Below are 17,288 nucleotides of genomic sequence, written 5' to 3' on the forward strand. Positions count from 1 at the left end.
TCAATCCGGATTGATCCTGAAATCCGCCCCCTCGGGGAGTGTCTGGCCGCCATCAACGATGATGGTCGTGCCGGTGATGTAGGAGGCATCCTCCGAGGCCAGGAACAAGGCGCAGTTGGCGATGTCCTTCGGGGTCCCCAAGCGGCCCAAGGGCACGGCGGCCTCCATGGATTTGATGAAGGCCTCCGAGCGGTGCATCTGCATGCCGGAGGTCAAAATATTGCCGGGCTCGATGCCGTTGACCGTGATGCCGTAACCCGAAAACTCCAGGGCGGCGGATTTGATGAAGCCGTTGATGCCGGCCTTGCTCGCCGAATAGTGCCCATGGCCGGGGCTCGTCACGCGGGGGCCGGTGATCGAGGAGGTGAAGATCATGCGGCCCGATCTCTTGGCCTTCATGTGGGGGAGTGCTGCCCGGGCGGCGAGGAAGGTGCCTTTGAGGTTGACGGCCAGCACCTTGTCCCACTCCTCGGGGCTCGTGTTTTCGATCAGCGTCCAGGGATAGATGCCGGCGTTCTGAACGAGGATGTCGAGGCCGCCAAAGCCATCGAGCGCCGTCTGCACGGCGCGCTGGGCATGGTCGAGGCGCGAGATGTCGGTTTCGATGAAGAGGCCCTTGAGGCGTGCCGCGGTCACTTTCCCGGCCTCGACTTCGGTGTCGGCGATGACCACGCGGGCACCTTCCTCCACAAAGCGCTGGGCCACGCCCTCGCCAATGCCGCGTGCGGCGCCGATCACCAGCGCCACCTTGCCGTCTAGTCTTCCCATTATGCGAACCTCTGGCGGATCTGGAGTTTCAATGTATCGAGCAGCACCGCGGCCAAGACGAGGAGCCCCAGGATCACTTGCGTGTAATGTGCAGGAAGCCCCATCAGATTAATGGCTGTATGGATGGAGGAGAGCAGCAGCACGCCTGCGTAAACGCCGGGGAGCTTTCCCACGCCACCTTTCAGCGACACCCCGCCGATGACGACGGCGGCGAAGGCGTTGAACAACATGCCGGAGCCCAGATTGGCGGTGGCTCCGCTCGTGCGGATGGCGAGGAGCCAGCCCGCGAGACCCGCAATGGCGCCTGCGAGAATGAAGGAGATGAACATCAGCCGGTCCACCTTGATGCCGGCGCGGAAGGCCGCCACCGCATTGCCGCCGATGAGCGTGATGTGGCGGCCGAAGGGCGTGCGGCTCATGATGAAGGAGAAGACCACGAAGCAGAGGATCGCAATCCAGGCAATCAGCGGCACATAGATGAATTGCTGGATGCCGATGAAGCGCAGCGACGGCGCCAGGTCCTGCGCCGAGCGCCCGCCAGAGATTGCCACCACGAGGCCGCGCACCCAGATGTACGACGCGAGCGTCACGATGAAGGCGTTCATCTTGAGCTTGATGGTGAAGAAGCCGTTGAGCCAGCCGATCACGCCCCCCACGGCCAGCGAGATGATCAGGGAAACCGGAATGACCAGCCATTCGGGCGTTAGCGCCAATCCCATGCCGATGCCGCGCGAGCAGAACAGCATGCCGGTGATCATGGCGGCGAGTGCGGCCGTCGATTCAACCGACAGGTCCATGTGGCCGGCGATGATGACAATGGCCAGACCAATCGCCATCACGCCCACGAAGGTCGACTGCTCCACGATATTGGCGAAGATGCCGATCTGGAAAAAATTCGGCACGAAGATCGAGAAGGCAATCAGCACCACCGCCAGCATGAACCAGACGAGGTGATCGAGAACGAATTCGGTGATGGCCCGCTGGCGGGGAGATGTCATGTCACGCGACACTCTTGAAGCGCCGTCATCCCAGCGAAGGCTGGGATCCCGCTTCGGCATCCAGGAAGAAGCGGGATGCCAGCTTTCGCTGGCATGACGGCTGTTGTTGTGGACAGTGGAAGGAGCTTACTCTACCGGCGTGATCTTGTCGGCCGGGGCCTTCAGATTGCCCCAGAAGCGGGCTTCATCCACATTGTCCTTGGTGATGGCCGCACCGGGGATCTTGATGTTGGGGCCCCAGCTTTCATTGGTCAGCACGGAATCCAGTCCTAGCACTTTGTAGGTGCCGGGCTTGATCTCCTGCTTGTTCACCACCTTGTCAGCGAACATGGCGAGGGCCGCGGCCTGGGCATAGAGCGGCTGCTCCACCTCAACGTTCTCCCAGCCCTTGCGGATCAGGTCGAGGCCGACGGGTGCGCCGTTGGAGGAGACCAGCATCACGTCACCCGGTTTCTTGCCCTTGGCTTCGAGCGAGGCCACTGCCGCCACCGCGAGGTGAGCGGCATGGACGAAGATCAGGTCGATGTCGGGGTTGGCTACCAGCTGGTCGGAGACGATGGTTCCGGCATTGGAGGCTTCCCACTGCATGGCGGGCAGCGAGATGATGGTCACGTCCGGGAACGCCTTCATCTTCTCTTCGAAGCCCTTCTGGATGTCCAGCGTGTAGGGGTCGGACGGATCGCCCAGCACCTGCAGCACCTTGCCCTTCACCGCGCCGTTCTTGGCCTTGAGCAGCTTCTCGATCTCATCGCCCGCCACATGGCCGATCTCGACCGTGCCGGCAACCGAGGTGAGGTCCGAAGGTGTCGAGGTGATCTGGCGGTCGAAGATCATCACAGGGATTCCGGCGGCGCGTGCCTTCTCGATCGAGGGTGCAAGCGCGTTGAAGTCCACTGCGGCCAGGACAATCGCCGCCGGCTTCTGCAGGATCGTGTCGTTCATCTGGCCCTGCTGCACGTCGGTCTTGTTGTCGGCGTTCAGCGTTACGACTTCATAGCCCACGTCACCCATGAATTTGGTGATGGCAGAGACCGATTCCGTCTGGAACTCGTCCAGAAGTGTCGGCACCATATAGAAGATCTTGCCCTTGGACTGGGCGAAGGCGGGCGAGACCAGCCCCACTGCCGCAATGGCAATGGACGCGGTCAGCAATCTGCGAATTCGGTTCATCTACGTCTCCTCTGGTGGGTTATCTTCTTGTTCATGGGGTGGGGCCGTTCGGCCTCGCTTCTTGGGCTTGGCTCAACAGGGCCTCGCCAGTGATGAGCCCCACGACTTCGTCGGGGCTTGTCTGTCTCGTTGGCACATCACCCGCCACGCGGCCCTGGCGGATCACCACGATGCGGTCCGCCACCTGGAAGGCCTGCTGCATGATGTGGGTGATGATGATGACGCCGATCCCCTGTGCAGCAATGCGCTTGATGAGATCGAGGCCGCGCCTGGTCTGCTCAACGCCAAGCGCCGCGAAGGGCTCGTCCAGCAGCACGAGCTTTCCGCCCCAATGGGCGAAGCGGTTCAGCTCGATCGCCTGGCGCTGCCCGCCCGAGAGATGCTCCACATTGGTGCGCAGCGACGGAATGCGTGTTCCGGCATGGCTCAAGGCGGCGGCCACGGCCTGCTCCATCTGTTTTTCCTGCAGCACGGGGATGAAGCCCAGCCATTTCTTCGTGATCTCACGGCCCATGAAGAAATTGGCGACGACATCGACATTGGTGCAGAGCGAGAGGTCCTGGTAGACGGTTTCTATTCCTTCGGCCTTTGCGTCCGCAGGCGTGGCGAAGAACCTGTCCTCACCTTCGAACACCATGCGCCCCGCCGTGGCTTTGAGACCGCCGGAGATGATCTTGACGAGGGTGGATTTGCCAGCCCCATTGTCCCCCAGGAGAGCCACCACTTCACCCTTGCCCACCGAAAAAGATACGCCGCGCAATGCTTCGATGGCGCCGAAATTCATGCGGATGTCGTCAAGCTGCAGGAGGGATGGATAGCTCATGCAACATGCCTCCTTGCGAAGATGTGATCCTTGTCGGGGCCTTCCGGCTGAGCGAACAATGTGCCGAAGCGCGGCGAAAGCGCGCCCGCGAAGGCGAGCGAGGCCGCCCCGCGCAGAACCGCATCAAGTCCGCTCTTCGAGCGCATGAGGCGGGGTTCGGTGCGCCCCTTCCGGTCAGCGACGGAGGTGGGCAGCGGTTCTGCCGCAGCGATCAGTTCCTGCAGCATTTCATCCTCGGCGATGCCGCCGATGACGATGGTGTCCGGATCGAACAGATTCTCGATGGTGACAACGGCATTGCGCAGCAGGGGTGCTGCTTCCTCGATCCAGGCGGCGCGCCCGATGATGGGTTCCCGCCGCGCATAGGCCTCGAGCGAGAGGTAGCGCTCAAGGCAGCCGCGGTTGCCGCAGGAGCACGGCCTGCCGTTCACCACCATGGGTACATGACCGATTTCACCCGCATTGCGCCTTGCTCCGCGCACGGGAAGCCCGTCTTGCACCATGGAGCCGCCGAGACCCACACCGAAGTAGAGATAATAGAAATCACGCACCTCGCGGCCGGCGCCATAAAGGCATTCACCCAGCGCCGCCGCGGCATGGTCGCTCTCGATGAAGGCGGGAAGGGCCGTGGCCTCGGCCAGTTTCTGTTCGACGGGAATGCCGCGCCAGCTTTCGAGCGTGGTGGGGCCGACGAAGCTCATGCTGTCAATGTCAAAGGGGCCCGGCATCGCAAGACCCACGCCCAGCAACCGTCGGCCGGGGATTTTCTCCCGGAAGCTCTTCATCAGCCGTGCGACCTCGGTGAAGGCCCATTCGGGCCCCGGCTGGGCCAGCAGCAACTGTTCTTCCGCAATCAGCGTTCCGGCAAGATCGACGAGGGCAGCCTCGATGCCGCGCGGCGTCACACTCAATCCCACGGCAAAGGCGCCGGACGGATTTAGGGTGAGGCTCGTCGCAGGAGAGCCGCGCCCCTTGGGCTGGGCCCGGGAGAAGGTGACGAGATCGAGCTCTTCCAGCTCGCGGATGATGTTGGAAACGGTCTGTACGGTCAGGCCAACCCGGCGGGCGATGTCGGCACGTTCGACCGGCCCGTGCCGGCGGATCGCTTCAAGAACGATACGCCGGTTGTAAGGCCGTCCGAATTCCTGGTTCGTCCCCTTCAGGGAGACCATGCCGTTTCCACCCTGTTCTTTTGACAGGGATCATGCGCCGAATTCTAAATAATGCAATTGGTTTTTATAATTCATCGAGCACCCGGCGGATTTCCCGGCCCACGATCTCCGCTTCACCGGGCCCAAGGCACATGGGGTTCACGGTCACGATGCTGCGGTCACGCTGCGCAGGGTCGAGGGCTATGGCGGGTTCGCCATGTTGCAGGCGGAGGCATAGATCGCGGGCGCTGATCCTTTCCGGGTCGAGCGTGATCTCGACGCTTGGCACAGACGCCGTGTCATTGCTGCCCATGACGGTGACCAGATAGCCTTCAAGTGCTGTCGCCACGGTTTCGCAGTCCTTCAGCCAGCGGGCATGGCGCGGCGCATCCCCTTCGGCAATGAACAGGCGGAGCGCGGTCAGGACTCCAACGATCTCTTCCTTGCCGGCCTTGCAGCTGCGGCCGATGCCGTGCTGGGGCGCGCCCTTCAAGCGTGCCTTGTCAATCAGCGTGGCGGGCGGCTCCCACATGTCCCAGAAAACGTCGAGATCGAGGTGCTGAAGTGCTGCAGCCATCACCAGCTCGCGCCTGCCGGCGAGAAGCCCGCTTGCCTGCGGCCCGCCCAGCGCCTTGCCGCCAGAAAAGGCTACGAGATCCGCCCCCTCTGCAATGAAACGCTTCAGGTTTTCCTGCGGGGGCAATTGGGCCGCAGCATCGACAATGACGGGAACGCCCCGGGCATGCGCCACGCGAATGACGTCGGAAAGGGACGGCCTGGCCTGTGCGTCGGCCACATAGAAGACGGCTGCTGTGCGCTCTGTTATGGCGTCATCGATCTCCCAGGCCTCGGCATCGCGAACGCCAGCGCCGGCATAGCGGTCCGGCAAGCCCACTTCGACGATCTTCAGACCGGTGGCGCGGATGGCATGGTCATAGAAATTGCGCTGGCTGCGCACCATCACGCATTCATCCTTCATGCCCGTGGTATCCGGAAGCTTGGCCATGCGGCCGGGGTCGAGCCCGGTCACGCAGGCTGCCGCCCCGATCAGCAGGCAGGCGGAGGCGCCGGAGGCGACATAGCCTGCCTCTGCACCCGTTACCTCCGCGATCACGCGGGAGGCAGCTGCCTGAAGGTCCGCCATATCCACACAGGCGCGCGACGCTTCTGCCATGGCGGCCGCCACTTCGGCCCGCATGATGCCGCCCGAAAGGCGCGTGGCGGGTCCCTTGGCATTGATGAGGCTGCGCACCCCCAAATCGGCATAAATGCTCAAGGCCGGTTCTCCCCTGTTTCGCAAAGCTTATCGCGCGCCGGGAGGGGCCTGATCAAGCCAGTCAGAAACATCCGTGAATTCCGGCCGGAAATAGGCGATCATCCGGCCTGGGGCTTCGCCGGTCGCTTCTTCACCCCAGGGAGCTACGCCATGCAGCAGGTGGCGGTGGAGGAGCACGGCCTCTCCGGGGCCAGTAGGAATTTCCACTCTGCGGCAGCTGTCAAAAACCTCTCGCCGCGCGGCCTGATAGGGGCCGGTCACGTCGATTCCCCGCCAGACCGCAGGCGGATGCCCGGCGAAGACCTTTGCGAACATCTCTCCCATGATGACGTGCGAACCCTCCCAAACCGTAAGCGGGGCAGCATTTGGCGATTGCGCCGTGAGGCCGATCCCCAGGATATAGGCATGGGGCTCCCGCAAATAGCGCCGCCGGTCCGGCCCTTCCGCCAGAAGGCCATCCACATGCGCCGCATCGCGCTTCAGGCGGAAGCGATAGGCCGTGTCCGTTTCATCTGGAGAAGGCTGTGGATAATCGGGGTAGCAGACCGAAATCTGGGCGCGGTGCAACGGAAGCCACAGACCTGGCGTTTTCCGGATGAGATCGATCGCCGCGCCGGCCAGTGGCGGGCCGCTGTTAACCCGGCCCTCCGAGTCATTAGGTAGTGTATCGACACCAACAAACCAGGTCCCGGCACAGCGCAGCCAGTGGGCAAGGGTTTCGTCCTTGGCAGCGGCTTCGGCAAAGGGCCTCGCGTGTCGCGCCCATGCGAGGAGACTCTCATCGGTTGGAAAACGCAGGTAACCCGCAGCGGGAAAGGGGGAGGATTTCAACATCCCCCATCCCTAGCATGCGGAACGGCCTCTGTTTACTGCGTGGTGGCCATGCCTGCGAGCGTCTGCGCCATGGCGAGGTGCTGTTTCAGCACCGGAAGCCCCTTCTGCGCAAAGCCCTTGAGCTGCGCATTGTCCCCGTTCTGGGCATAGGCCTCGAACAGGGCGATCCCCTCCCGATGCGCTTGAATCTGCGACTGAAGGAAGGCGGCGTCAAAGCCCTCGGCCTTGGCGTCCTGAAGGCTGTCGACGATTGCCTGATGGCGCGGGTCCAGCTTCGCAGGCAATGCAGCGTCCAGCTTTTCCGCCTCCACGATCTTCGTCAGCTCAGCGGTGGACATGCTGTGGTCCTTGACCAGATGCGCGCCGAACTCCTGGACGCCCGGGTTTCCACCCTGCTTCTGTGCCATTTCACCGGACTGGATTTCGAACATGTCGGAGGTCGCCGCCAGCATTGCGAAATCCTGGGCCCGGGTCACCTTCGACATCTGCTCCAGGGCGACGGTTCCCGCGTCATTGGCCGGGGCCGCCGTGTCCTGCGCAAAGGAAGGTGCAGTAAAGAGCAGCAGAGCAGCTGCTGCGAATATTATGGGACGTTTCATAAGTATGGCTCCTGAACAAGCTTGCAGTGCTGGGAAAAAGGCACCACCGGCCCATTGGTTCCGGAGCGAACAACAGCAGCCATGACGGGACCTACAACCATAAGATGTGTTGTTATGTCCGATTTGACTTACATCAATGGACATCCCGCCACGCCATCCCCATATTTTCAACAAACGGGGGTGCCAAATGGCGGCCCAACACACGCACAGCGCAAGTGGTGCCTGAGGCCTCACCTGCCGCAACAGGGGATCCTATTGTCATGACCATTCGCACCGCCCTCGCAGCCACCCTGATCGGGGCTGCGGCTCTCTCCTCCTCTGCCCTGGCACAGGCGGCGCCGCTTGCCCGTTCGGATGTGACCAAGCTCTTCCCCGGCCAGTTCGAGGCCCAGGTCAAGGGCTATCGCGTCAGCTTCTCTGGAACGCGCGGCGGCAGCCTCAATGGGGTGGCCTATGGCCAGCAGGACACCGGTCACTGGTACATGCGGGGCTCGGCCCTTTGCGTGTCTTTCGACAAATGGACCAAGGGTAAGGCCCATTGTGGCGAAATTATCCAGCAGGGCGGGTGGTATGTGGCCAATGGCAAGGACGGGCAATCTCTGAAGTTCCGCCGCACCGATCTCGCACAGAACTGAGACCCCGTTTTCGCCATTGGCGCGATTGACGCAGTCGCGCCCGCGCGCCAAGGTGGGCCTCAGGTTGGATGGGGTTATGAAGGCTTTGGAATTCACGCAAATCAGCGTTGGTTTGCCGCGGCTGGCTGTGTGCCGGGCGGCTGCCGTTTTTCTGTGTGTGGCGCTGGCCGCTGGCTGTGCCAGCCTGCCGAAACAGGAATTGCAGGCGCTCGGCTCCCAGGTCTATCCCGCCAAGGTCGATTTTGCCTCGATCAACACTTATGCCTACCGTGCGCAGGCTGCCTATTCGCCTCCCGCCCAGATCCGCACCGCCTATCCCAAGACCATCCGGGTGGCCACGCCGGCCAAGCGGGACGTCCAGTATTTCATCGAGCGGGATGATCAGGCGAAAACACAGTATCTTGTGGTGCGCGGGACGGCGAACAAGCTGAACCTGACGCAGGATTTCTCCGTCAAGGTGCGCGAAGACCGCAGCATCAAGATTCCCGTGCACACCGGCTTCGACCAGGACGCACGCGCCGTCTGGGCGGATGCGCTGCCCTATCTCAAGAAGGATTACCGGACCTATCTGGTGGGCCATTCCATGGGCGGTGCCGTGGCGGCGATCCTCGGCATCTATGCGACGGAGGATGGCTTCAAGGTCGAGAAGATCATGACCTTCGGGCAGCCACGCTTCACCACCACGTCAGGCGTGAAGCAGCTCTCCTTCCTGCCGCTGTACCGGGTGGTGGACGAGAATGACATGGTGCCCCTGCTGCCACCCGGCATCGTGGTCAACAAGAAGCTCGGACCTTATGACCATGTGGGCCCCGAGGTGATTTTGCTGTCCGGCCCCGATTTCGTCTATTTGCCGGCGCCTGATGCGAGCAAGCTGGCCATCGGCGAATTCTGGCGCGACCTGGGTGTCGCCGACATCAAGGATCATCACATGGGCATCTACATCTCCCGCATCGCGCCCAAGCTGAAGGGCGCTCATGAGGTCGATTACAACGACCGCGAACGTTACGAGGCAAAGGCGAAGCCCAAGCTCGGCCAGACCAACGTCAACCTCCCCAACTGACGATGTCTCCTGCCGAGACCCTTGTTGCCACCTATCCGTTGCTCGAACTGCTGCTGGGTCTCGTCATCCTGACGGCAGTCATCCTGATGCATAGCCTGGGCGTGCGCCTGGTTTACCGCCATTTCAGCTTCGCCTGGGCTGCGGACGCCAACAAGGCGGCGCCCTGGCATTATAACTTCATCGTTGTGGGGGCGATTGCCACGCTCGCCGGCCTGCACCTGATCGCCACGCTGTTGTGGGCCATTCCGATCTGGCAGGGCGGGCTCATTCCCGGGCTGCGGGATACGTATTTCTTCGTCCTCGAGAACTACACCACGCTGGGCGATGACACGGTGAGCTTGCCGAAGCCGTGGCGGCTGATCGGGCCGGTGATTGCCATTTCGGGCCTGTTCAACTTCGGCTGGACCGCCTCTGTCTTCGTCAACATGATGCATGATATCGGCAAGTTCGACCGGGCCGAAGCCCATCGCGAGCATCACTGAGCTTTCCCATCCGTCACATTTGAGCCACGTGCCGCCCCCTTTCCGCCACGGCCGTTAACTTAACTTTTCGTTTACGATTGCCGGTTTTGCGCCTCCGAGGCATGTTTACCCCATATTAACGATATGCGCTGGGGCAGGAACATGGGGACGATCGGTAAGGGAGTGGCAGTGTTGCTGGGCACGCTGCTGATGCTCGCCACCGGCGCCATGGCCGGCGGGCTTCAGCAAAAGGCCGCACCTTTCGCGAAGGAATATTCCGAAACCCTTCCGCCCATCGGCTTCGTCGAGTTCTGCCAGCGCAACCCCGAAAATTGCCGTGACGGCACCAACCATCAGCGCCGCGTGTCGATGACGGAAGAGAAGTGGCTGCTGGTGCGCATGGTCAATGCCTTCGTTAACGGCGCTATTGCCCCCGTGACCGACGATACGCTCTACGGCACGCCAGAATACTGGACGATCCCCACGGATGCCGGAGACTGCGAAGACGTGGTGCTGCTGAAGAAGAAGATCCTGCTCTCCAAGGGCCTTCCCGCCGACGCCCTCCGCATTACCGTGGTCTTGGACGAGCATGGTGACGGCCACGCAGTGCTGACGCTCACCACAAATTCGGGCGACTATATTCTGGACAACCGCCGCAACGACATCCGCAGCTGGTCGGCCACGGGCTATACGCTGCTCAAGCGCCAGTCGGCCCAGGATCCGCGCCGCTGGGTTTCACTCGAGCCTGCTCGCGGTGGCTCCGCCATTGCCGGCACGGCCAGCAAGTAAGAACGGATTGACCCCATGCTGACGTTCCCCTTCCGCCTCCTCTCCACTCTGGCCTTCGCGCTGTTCTGCTACAGCAAGTGGGTGCGCCGGGCCGTCGCTGGTGTTGCCATCTCAGCCGCAATCGTCGCGGCCCAGCACCAGGACATGCTGCAGGCGCTGGCAGGCCAGGATACGGGCCACGGCAGCCTGATCAGGGCGCTCTCCGCCATCGCCGGCGGCTGAGGGAAGCCACTGCGACCGATGGGAGGCTGGACATTTTCAAGTCCGGCGGCTTAATTGGCGCGATGCGCTGGGGGTACATTGCACAATTGAGGGAGAAGCGCCGCTGGTTCATCCACGCGGTGCTGTTCGCATTTGTGCTTCCCGTACTGCTGGGCCTTGTGCCGCAGCAGGCGCTTTCTGCCTCCGCAGCACTCGATCGTGACATACAGCTTTCCGTCTGCGGAAAGGACGGGTCACAGCAGGGTGGTGGCGGGTCTCACCAGTCACCGCATGAGCATTGCATTCTGTGCAGCAGCGGCTGCCCCAGCTGCAGCCCGGCACTCGGCGCAGCGGCCCCTGCCTTCGCGGCTGTTCCGCGCCCCGTTGCGGTTCCCCAGCCTTCCCAGACCCTGAGTCTCTCGCCTCCGCTCCGGGCGCTTCTCGACGCCAGTCCACCACGCGGGCCACCCTCCCTGTCCTGATCCTGTTGAGCTGAAAAGGGGGCGGTCAAAAGACAGCGCCCTGTCGTCTTCACCGATCCCGAGGGGAAAACCATTCCATGTCGTCCATCACCTTGCCGCAGCAAGACGCTGTGGCCCGTAGCTATTTCTATCGTGCCGTTTGGCGCTGGCATTTCTATGCCGGGCTTTTCGTGGCGCCATTTCTGACCATCCTCGCCGTGTCCGGCCTCGTCATTCTCTTCGTCACGGGCGTTGCACCCGAATATGGCGAGTGGCTGAAGGTGACGCCCGGCCCGCAGACGCTCAGCGTATCCGAGCAAGTGGACAAGGCTCTCGCCGCCGAGCCCGGCAGCACGCTGGGGAAATATGTCACCCCCTGGGGTGCGGATCGTCCAGCACTGGTTGAGATCAAGTCCGGTGACGTCAACCGCATGCTGGCAGTGGATCCCTATTCCGGCACCATTCTGCGGGACACCGTGGAGGCTGGCACCTGGAAAGCCTTCATGAGCGACGTTCATGGAAAGCTGCTCTTGGGCGGCGATGGAGGGCCTGGGGATTTCCTGATCGAGACCGCAGCAAGCCTTGGTATCATCGTGCTGGCGACCGGGCTTTACCTGTGGTGGCCGCGTGACGGCCGCGGGGTTCTCTCCTCGCTCCTGCCCAACCTTGCGCTCCGTGGCCGCGCGCTCTGGCGTTCGCTGCACCAGTCGGTTGGGGCGGGCATCTCCGTCGTGCTGCTGTTTTTCCTGATTTCCGGGCTCTCCTGGGCCGGAGTCTGGGGTGGAAAGTTCGTTCAGGCCTGGAGCACGTTTCCCGCCGCCAAATGGGACAATGTTCCGCTCTCGGATGCAACCCATGCCAGCATGAACCATGATTCCATGAAGGAGGTGCCCTGGACATTGGAGCAGGCGCCGATGCCGGAATCAGGCTCCTCCGCCGGTATCACGGGTGTTCCTCATGGCACCGCCGTCGCGCCGCAATCGCTCGTGGCGCTGGGGCGGGACCTCGGATTCGAAGGCCGCTTTCAGGTGACAGCTCCCGCGGGCGATACCGGCGTCTGGACGCTCAGCCAGGATTCCATGAGCTATGACAGCGCCAACCCCACGGCGGACCGGACCGTCCATGTGGACCAGTATACGGGCCAGGTGCTGGCCGATGTGCGTTTCGCGGATTATCCGCTGGCGGGCAAGCTCATGGCGGTTGGCATCGCGTTGCATGAAGGACAGCTGGGCTGGTGGAACGTGGTGCTCAATGCGCTGTTCTGCCTGCTGGTGATCTTCTCATGCGTCTCGGGCGTGGTCATGTGGTGGAAACGGCGGCCAGCCGGTGAATTCGCCGCTCCGCGCTATCCGCGCCAGTACCGGCTGGGGATCGGCGTTGCCATCATCGCCGTCATCCTCGGCCTCGCGTTTCCCCTGGGAGGCGCTGCCCTGCTGCTGTTCGCGGCCATCGACACCTTTCTTCCCCGGCGCCTCAAGGAAGCCGGCGCGCACAGCGCCTGAACCTCCAACTCAAGGAAACAGACAGATGAAACTTATCAAGGAAATCACCTTCGCATTGGCCCTCACCGCGGGCTCCATCTTCGGCGTGGCCAATGCCCAGTCGCATGAGATCAAGTTCGGTGAACTCGTCATCGGACACCCCTGGGCGCGCACATCGCCCACCGGAACGGGTGTCGTTGCGGGCTTCATGACCATCACCAACAATGGCAAGCAGGATGACAGGCTGATCAAGGTTACCGCCGAGATCAGCCCCACCACGCAGATCCATGAAATGAAGATGGTGGGCGACGTCATGAAGATGGCGGAACTGCCCGGGGGCATCCTCATTCCGGCTGGCAAGACGGTGGCGCTGAAGCCAAAATCGCTGCACGTCATGTTCATCGGCGTCAGTGAGAAGCTCGAGGAGGGGGAGGAATTCAGCGGAACCCTCACCTTCGAAAGGGCTGGAACGGTGGAGGTCGATTTCGAGGTGGCCGCACCGGACGCCCATACGAACTGACGTCTCGAAACCCCTGCCAGAAAGGATCATCCACAGCATGAAAACCTCCAGGCTCATCGCCGCAGCGGCTGCCTTGCTCGCAGGGGTTCTCGTTCTCGGAGCGGTTTACGTGACCGTCCAGCGCGAACAGAGTTCACAATCCTCTGTCATGAGTATCGGCGGACCCTTCGTCCTCGCCTCCACCAAAGGAGGCGAGGTCGATTCGCGGACGCTTGAAGGCCAGCCCTATGCCATGTTCTTCGGCTTCACCCACTGCCCCGAAGTTTGCCCGACCACGCTCTATGAGATGAGCAACAGCCTCGCAAAGCTGGGCAGCAAGGCGAAGAACTTCCGCGTGTTCTTCGTGACCGTGGACCCTGAGCGTGACACGCTGCCGGTGCTGAAGGACTATCTTGCGAATTTCGATCCGCGTATCGAAGCGCTGGTTCCCGATCAGGCCCAGCTGCAGAAGCTCGCCAAGGACTTCCGCGTCTATTACGCCAAGGTGCCCTCAAGCGATGGAAGCTACAGCATGGATCACACCGCCTCGATCTTCCTGTTCGATGCCAGCGGCCGCTTCTCAGGAACACTGTCCTATGACGAGGCAAGCACCATGCGCGACGCGAAGCTCGAGCGGCTTATGGGTGGGTGAGGAAGGCTCCCCTTCGCCAACGGTCCCAGCCTCACTCCCGCTTCGACTTGCTCTCCGGCCTGAATGAAAAATGCTTGTGGCCGAAATAGCTCGATGCAATCGGGCTCATCACGCCGATCACGTGGGCAAGCGTCTCTGCGTGCCAAGTGACGTTCAGCCAGGGAAATATGATGAAGGCGAGACCCACGCTCACCAGCCAGACCTGAACGAAGGCAATCGCATTGACAGCGGCGAAGCGCATATACTGGCCATGAGCGGGGCTCGTGCGGGCGTCGAAAACCAGCAGCCTCGCCAAGATGAAGGCCGTCGTCATGCCGATGATATACGCCAGCGTGATCGCGGCCTGATAGGGCATGACAATGCGGAACAAAATGCTGGAACCGATGTTCGCTGCCGCTGCGACGCCACCTGTGAGCACGAAGCGGATGAACCGCTCGCGTTCACCCGAAGCGGGCCTTAGGAGGTTAGACCGCATCGGCCATTGCCCGGCCAAGCCGGATGCTTTCGGCGATGCCGCGGTCTTCTGGATAGTAGAAGCATGTGTCGGCGATTTGCAGTCCGGCGATCTCCGTCTCGACAGCCGGGAGGCGTGCTGCAAAGCCCGGCGGGCAGACGGGCTGCGCATAGCGCAAACGGCCGACATGGGAGGCGATGAGATCATCAGCCGTGATGGCGGGCGCAATTCTGGAGAGGCAGGCCATGGCTTCTGAGAGAAAACTCTCATCATCCCGTGCCCACAGCGGATTGGTCACCGGCATGTAGTAGGGCACATAGACAACAGCCTCCCCACCGCTGGCCGGGCGCAGGTTGGAGAATTCGATGATGCCCGGGATCGGTATATCAGGGTCCGCGATGTTCACCCAGAAATGCGGCGTTACGGACCGCTTGAGCCGCAAGACGACACAGACCACGCCGATATTGGCAATTCCGTCATAGGCGGCGCGCGACGCCGGGGACAGGTCCGGGACCATGCGGCTCACATAGGGCGTTGGCACGGTGGAGATCACAGCATCGGCGGAGAGGAAACGCGATGGTGTTTCGACGCCGGTGACACGGCTGGCGGCGATACGGATGCGAAAGGCCTCTTCACCCAGCCTGATTGTTCCGCCCTTTTGCTCTATGGCGCTGACGAGTGCGTCCACCAGTGTTTCTGTGCCGCCTTCGATGTAGCCCAACTCCTCCTGCAGAAGAGAGCGGCGCGAGCGCCCGAGGCGGCGGATCCGGGTCCATATCCAGGCCGCAGATATATTGCCCGAATACTCATGGAATTTCAGATCGAACAGAGGCCTCCAGAGCTTGTTGTAAACGTTCCGTCCGCACCAGCGCGTTATCCACTCCGCAGCCGTGATGAATTCGAGCGACCTCCAGCTTCGCCGCTTCGCCGATATGAACATCAGAAGCCCGTAGCGCAATTTCTCGATCAGGCGCAGATGTGGAAAGCGGAGGAGAGCCAGGGGCGTTCCCCATGGGTGAAGTCCGCCCTCCACGAAATATCCCATGGAGGTCGTCCGCCAGCGGAGCTCTTGCACGAGACCTAGTTCCGCAAGCAAGGCAAATGTCGGGTGGTCATCCTTGCAGATGAAGTGATAGAAGCGTTCAATCGAGAGGTCACCCAGCTTGAAGTGCGCCGCCATGCCGCCGGCTTCGGCCGCTGCTTCGAGAACGGTTACCTTGTGCCCGAGCGCCAATGCGCGATGCGCAGCCGCAAGCCCCATGGCGCCAGCACCGATGACGATGACATTTGCCATGAGTGCTCTCCTAGAAATCCAGCCTGACGGCGCTGTAGTCTGCGTTGAGAAAGGTCTCCGCGATCGCCGTCCGCAGCGGAGTCGGTGTGACGCCGAAGAGGTCCGGCCAGTCGATCACCGGAAAGGTTTCGGGGATGACGAGGGCCTCGAGCTGCGCCGTCGTGAAAGGCGGGTTCGATCTCACCGCGCCATAGACCCGCAGCATCCACCAGAAGAGCCAGTATGGAATGCGCAGAATGATCGTGCGGGATTTCACGGTGCTGCGGATCATCCGTATGAGGTCGAGGTAGCCGATCTTCTCGAGACCCGAGATATCAAATATGCCGATCGTCCGGCTCTGGAGTGCTGATATGATGATTTGGGCAAAGTCACCCACATAGAGGGGTTGGCGGATGTATTCGCCGTTTCCGGGGACTGGGAAAATGGGTGTCCGGGCCATGAAGCGGCGGATCCAGCCCAGATGCTTGCGGTCGAACCAGCCGAACATCAGCGTCGGACGCAGCACCAGATGCGGAATATCGGAGACGGTGGCGACATAGCGCTCCTGTGCTGACTTGGAGCGTGTATAGAAATCATCCGCCGTCGAGTGGACGACGGATGAGGAGATATGAATGAAGTAAGGCACCCCATGCCTGCGCATGGCGGCCACGATGTTTTCGGTGGCCGTGACGTTGTTGCGGGAGAAATCCGCAGGGTCCAGTCCGCCGATCTGCGCCTGGCTGATGAGAACGGCATCTGCTCCGCGGAAGCTCTCTTCCCAGGTGCCGGGCCTCGAGAGGTCTGCCTCTATCACCTCGGCTTCCGGATGGAGATGGCGCAGAAGTGCGGTGTTCGAGGGATGCATGTCAATTCCTGTGATGGAGATGCCAGGCATCTGCTTCAGGCGTGCAATGACATTCTGCCCCACCAGGCCTGCGGCACCGGTGATCACGATCTTCGGCATCAGATGTCCAGACGGTTGAACACCGCATTCGGGAGACTGCGGATGATGGCCATGATGAAACGCCAGTATCCCGGTGCATAGGCGAGCGTCCCGCCTGAGGCGGCCCGTGCATGGATGATTTTCGCCACGTGTTCAGGCTTGGCCCAGAGCAGGCCCTGCCTGTTCATATGTGCGGTCATGGGCGTGATGGTCGGACCGATTTTGATCAGTACCGCCCGCGGCCCCCTGTTGGCAAAGCGGTGCGATATCCCTTCCGTCAGCGCTGCGAGGCCAGCCTTCGCGGCTCCATAGACGAAGTTGTTGCGGCGGCCGCGGTCGCCGGCGACGGAGCCGAACACCACGAGAGATCCACGTCCCTGCTGTTCGAGCAGATTGGCCGCGCCCAGCGCCCATGCGGCTGCCGAGGTGAAGTTGATCCGCAGAATATCGGCAGCCGCCTCCTCGTCCTGCGAGGCCTCAGCCTGGTCGCCCAGGGACCCATAGGCGAGCAGCACATGGTCGATCCCGCCGATCATCTCGCCAAACCCCGCCAGTCTTGCCTGCGCATTCGCGGGATCCGAGAGATCGGTGACGGCCACCTCCACCCGGCTGGCACCGTGCGCCAGGAGATCTGCCGCCGTTTCCTGGAGCCGCCGTTCATTGCGGCCAGCGAGGAGAATCGTATCACCGTCCTTTGCGTAGAGGCGCGACGTGGCCGCCGCTATCGAGGACGTGGCACCAAGTATGACGATCTTCAATG

Annotated in this window: 21 protein-coding genes; 9 read left to right on the top strand and 12 right to left on the bottom strand. The window is 62.1% G+C overall.

Going from position 1 to position 17,288, the window contains the following annotated elements:
- The 8 genes from ACO06F_RS13170 to ACO06F_RS13205 form a co-directional block, all read right to left on the bottom strand.
- Entirely contained in the window at positions 1 to 771 is a 771-nt protein-coding gene (locus tag ACO06F_RS13170; RefSeq protein WP_421696683.1) for an SDR family NAD(P)-dependent oxidoreductase, read from the bottom strand.
- Positions 768 to 1,766: an ABC transporter permease gene (locus ACO06F_RS13175; RefSeq protein ID WP_421693207.1), complete on the bottom strand. Its 999-nt coding sequence runs from the start codon at positions 1,764 to 1,766 to the stop codon at positions 768 to 770. Before ACO06F_RS13175 ends, ACO06F_RS13170 begins: the two co-directional genes overlap by 4 nt.
- Before the next feature lie 126 nt (positions 1,767 to 1,892).
- Complete coding sequence (locus ACO06F_RS13180) at positions 1,893 to 2,936, bottom strand: sugar ABC transporter substrate-binding protein (protein ID WP_421693208.1); 1,044 nt, start codon at positions 2,934 to 2,936, stop codon at positions 1,893 to 1,895.
- Positions 2,937 to 2,967: 31 nt separating this feature from the next.
- Positions 2,968 to 3,759 carry an ATP-binding cassette domain-containing protein gene (locus ACO06F_RS13185; protein WP_421693209.1) on the bottom strand — a complete coding sequence of 264 codons (792 nt, stop codon included), beginning with the start codon at positions 3,757 to 3,759 and terminating at the stop codon, positions 2,968 to 2,970.
- A complete protein-coding gene (locus ACO06F_RS13190) occupies positions 3,756 to 4,931 on the bottom strand; it encodes an ROK family transcriptional regulator (RefSeq protein ID WP_421693210.1) in 1,176 nt (391 codons plus the stop codon). Before ACO06F_RS13190 ends, ACO06F_RS13185 begins: the two co-directional genes overlap by 4 nt.
- A gap of 64 nt (positions 4,932 to 4,995) precedes the next feature.
- Positions 4,996 to 6,186: an aminotransferase class V-fold PLP-dependent enzyme gene (locus ACO06F_RS13195; RefSeq protein WP_421693211.1), complete on the bottom strand. Its 1,191-nt coding sequence runs from the start codon at positions 6,184 to 6,186 to the stop codon at positions 4,996 to 4,998.
- Positions 6,187 to 6,213: 27 nt separating this feature from the next.
- Positions 6,214 to 7,020: a hypothetical protein gene (locus tag ACO06F_RS13200; RefSeq protein ID WP_421693212.1), complete on the bottom strand. Its 807-nt coding sequence runs from the start codon at positions 7,018 to 7,020 to the stop codon at positions 6,214 to 6,216.
- Positions 7,021 to 7,052: 32 nt separating this feature from the next.
- Positions 7,053 to 7,619: a DUF4142 domain-containing protein gene (locus tag ACO06F_RS13205; RefSeq protein ID WP_421693213.1), complete on the bottom strand. Its 567-nt coding sequence runs from the start codon at positions 7,617 to 7,619 to the stop codon at positions 7,053 to 7,055.
- Positions 7,620 to 7,879: 260 nt separating this feature from the next.
- Here ACO06F_RS13205 and ACO06F_RS13210 point away from each other — a divergent pair, with 260 nt between their 5' ends.
- From ACO06F_RS13210 to ACO06F_RS13250, 9 genes are all read left to right on the top strand, one after another.
- Positions 7,880 to 8,254, top strand: coding sequence for a hypothetical protein (locus ACO06F_RS13210; RefSeq protein ID WP_421693214.1), 375 nt, complete (start codon positions 7,880 to 7,882; stop codon positions 8,252 to 8,254).
- Between the two features lie 76 nt (positions 8,255 to 8,330).
- Complete coding sequence (locus tag ACO06F_RS13215) at positions 8,331 to 9,314, top strand: lipase family protein (protein ID WP_421693215.1); 984 nt, start codon at positions 8,331 to 8,333, stop codon at positions 9,312 to 9,314.
- 2 nt (positions 9,315 to 9,316) lie between these two features.
- A complete protein-coding gene (locus tag ACO06F_RS13220; protein WP_421693216.1) occupies positions 9,317 to 9,796 on the top strand; it encodes a two pore domain potassium channel family protein in 480 nt (159 codons plus the stop codon).
- A gap of 141 nt (positions 9,797 to 9,937) precedes the next feature.
- Positions 9,938 to 10,564 (top strand): transglutaminase-like cysteine peptidase, encoded by a 627-nt coding sequence (locus ACO06F_RS13225; RefSeq protein WP_421693217.1) that lies wholly within the window; start codon positions 9,938 to 9,940, stop codon positions 10,562 to 10,564.
- 15 nt (positions 10,565 to 10,579) lie between these two features.
- A complete protein-coding gene (locus ACO06F_RS13230) occupies positions 10,580 to 10,786 on the top strand; it encodes a hypothetical protein (RefSeq protein ID WP_421693218.1) in 207 nt (68 codons plus the stop codon).
- A gap of 86 nt (positions 10,787 to 10,872) precedes the next feature.
- Positions 10,873 to 11,247: a hypothetical protein gene (locus ACO06F_RS13235; protein ID WP_421693219.1), complete on the top strand. Its 375-nt coding sequence runs from the start codon at positions 10,873 to 10,875 to the stop codon at positions 11,245 to 11,247.
- A gap of 77 nt (positions 11,248 to 11,324) precedes the next feature.
- Positions 11,325 to 12,728, top strand: a complete 1,404-nt coding sequence (locus tag ACO06F_RS13240; protein ID WP_421693220.1) for a PepSY-associated TM helix domain-containing protein — start codon at positions 11,325 to 11,327, stop codon at positions 12,726 to 12,728.
- A gap of 25 nt (positions 12,729 to 12,753) precedes the next feature.
- The gene (locus ACO06F_RS13245) at positions 12,754 to 13,227 is read left to right on the top strand and encodes a copper chaperone PCu(A)C (protein WP_421693221.1); all 474 of its coding nucleotides are present in this window, start codon (positions 12,754 to 12,756) and stop codon (positions 13,225 to 13,227) included.
- Positions 13,228 to 13,264: 37 nt separating this feature from the next.
- Positions 13,265 to 13,858, top strand: a complete 594-nt coding sequence (locus ACO06F_RS13250) for an SCO family protein (RefSeq protein ID WP_421693222.1) — start codon at positions 13,265 to 13,267, stop codon at positions 13,856 to 13,858.
- Positions 13,859 to 13,889: 31 nt separating this feature from the next.
- Here ACO06F_RS13250 and ACO06F_RS13255 read toward each other — a convergent pair whose 3' ends face one another.
- From ACO06F_RS13255 to ACO06F_RS13270, 4 genes are read right to left on the bottom strand one after another with little or no spacing between them, the layout of a single operon-like run.
- Positions 13,890 to 14,333, bottom strand: a complete 444-nt coding sequence (locus ACO06F_RS13255; RefSeq protein ID WP_421693223.1) for a GtrA family protein — start codon at positions 14,331 to 14,333, stop codon at positions 13,890 to 13,892.
- Positions 14,323 to 15,606 carry an NAD(P)/FAD-dependent oxidoreductase gene (locus ACO06F_RS13260; RefSeq protein ID WP_421693224.1) on the bottom strand — a complete coding sequence of 428 codons (1,284 nt, stop codon included), beginning with the start codon at positions 15,604 to 15,606 and terminating at the stop codon, positions 14,323 to 14,325. The genes ACO06F_RS13255 and ACO06F_RS13260 overlap by 11 nt, the downstream gene beginning before the upstream one ends.
- 10 nt (positions 15,607 to 15,616) lie before the next feature.
- On the bottom strand, positions 15,617 to 16,549 hold the full coding sequence (locus ACO06F_RS13265) for an NAD-dependent epimerase/dehydratase family protein (protein WP_421693225.1): 933 nt from the start codon (positions 16,547 to 16,549) through the stop codon (positions 15,617 to 15,619).
- Positions 16,549 to 17,286: an SDR family NAD(P)-dependent oxidoreductase gene (locus tag ACO06F_RS13270; protein ID WP_421693226.1), complete on the bottom strand. Its 738-nt coding sequence runs from the start codon at positions 17,284 to 17,286 to the stop codon at positions 16,549 to 16,551. Before ACO06F_RS13270 ends, ACO06F_RS13265 begins: the two co-directional genes overlap by 1 nt.
- Between the last annotated feature and the right edge of the window lie 2 nt (positions 17,287 to 17,288).

Source organism: Aestuariivirga sp., from assembly GCF_965227715.1.
GTDB lineage: Bacteria > Pseudomonadota > Alphaproteobacteria > Rhizobiales > Aestuariivirgaceae > Aestuariivirga.

What these genes read in the sequence shown, in the direction of transcription:
- ACO06F_RS13265 (WP_421693225.1), bottom strand. Translation starts at nt 16,549, where the DNA reads ATGCCGAAGATCGTGATCACCGGTGCCGCAGGCCTGGTGGGGCAGAAT.
- ACO06F_RS13220 (WP_421693216.1), top strand. Translation starts at nt 9,317, where the DNA reads ATGTCTCCTGCCGAGACCCTTGTTGCCACCTATCCGTTGCTCGAACTG.
- ACO06F_RS13260 (WP_421693224.1), bottom strand. Translation starts at nt 15,606, where the DNA reads ATGGCAAATGTCATCGTCATCGGTGCTGGCGCCATGGGGCTTGCGGCT.
- ACO06F_RS13200 (WP_421693212.1), bottom strand. Translation starts at nt 7,020, where the DNA reads ATGTTGAAATCCTCCCCCTTTCCCGCTGCGGGTTACCTGCGTTTTCCA.
- ACO06F_RS13230 (WP_421693218.1), top strand. Translation starts at nt 10,580, where the DNA reads ATGCTGACGTTCCCCTTCCGCCTCCTCTCCACTCTGGCCTTCGCGCTG.
- ACO06F_RS13175 (WP_421693207.1), bottom strand. Translation starts at nt 1,766, where the DNA reads ATGACATCTCCCCGCCAGCGGGCCATCACCGAATTCGTTCTCGATCAC.
- ACO06F_RS13185 (WP_421693209.1), bottom strand. Translation starts at nt 3,759, where the DNA reads ATGAGCTATCCATCCCTCCTGCAGCTTGACGACATCCGCATGAATTTC.
- ACO06F_RS13215 (WP_421693215.1), top strand. Translation starts at nt 8,331, where the DNA reads ATGAAGGCTTTGGAATTCACGCAAATCAGCGTTGGTTTGCCGCGGCTG.
- ACO06F_RS13255 (WP_421693223.1), bottom strand. Translation starts at nt 14,333, where the DNA reads ATGCGGTCTAACCTCCTAAGGCCCGCTTCGGGTGAACGCGAGCGGTTC.
- ACO06F_RS13180 (WP_421693208.1), bottom strand. Translation starts at nt 2,936, where the DNA reads ATGAACCGAATTCGCAGATTGCTGACCGCGTCCATTGCCATTGCGGCA.
- ACO06F_RS13240 (WP_421693220.1), top strand. Translation starts at nt 11,325, where the DNA reads ATGTCGTCCATCACCTTGCCGCAGCAAGACGCTGTGGCCCGTAGCTAT.
- ACO06F_RS13250 (WP_421693222.1), top strand. Translation starts at nt 13,265, where the DNA reads ATGAAAACCTCCAGGCTCATCGCCGCAGCGGCTGCCTTGCTCGCAGGG.
- ACO06F_RS13205 (WP_421693213.1), bottom strand. Translation starts at nt 7,619, where the DNA reads ATGAAACGTCCCATAATATTCGCAGCAGCTGCTCTGCTGCTCTTTACT.
- ACO06F_RS13225 (WP_421693217.1), top strand. Translation starts at nt 9,938, where the DNA reads ATGGGGACGATCGGTAAGGGAGTGGCAGTGTTGCTGGGCACGCTGCTG.
- ACO06F_RS13245 (WP_421693221.1), top strand. Translation starts at nt 12,754, where the DNA reads ATGAAACTTATCAAGGAAATCACCTTCGCATTGGCCCTCACCGCGGGC.
- ACO06F_RS13190 (WP_421693210.1), bottom strand. Translation starts at nt 4,931, where the DNA reads ATGGTCTCCCTGAAGGGGACGAACCAGGAATTCGGACGGCCTTACAAC.
- ACO06F_RS13210 (WP_421693214.1), top strand. Translation starts at nt 7,880, where the DNA reads ATGACCATTCGCACCGCCCTCGCAGCCACCCTGATCGGGGCTGCGGCT.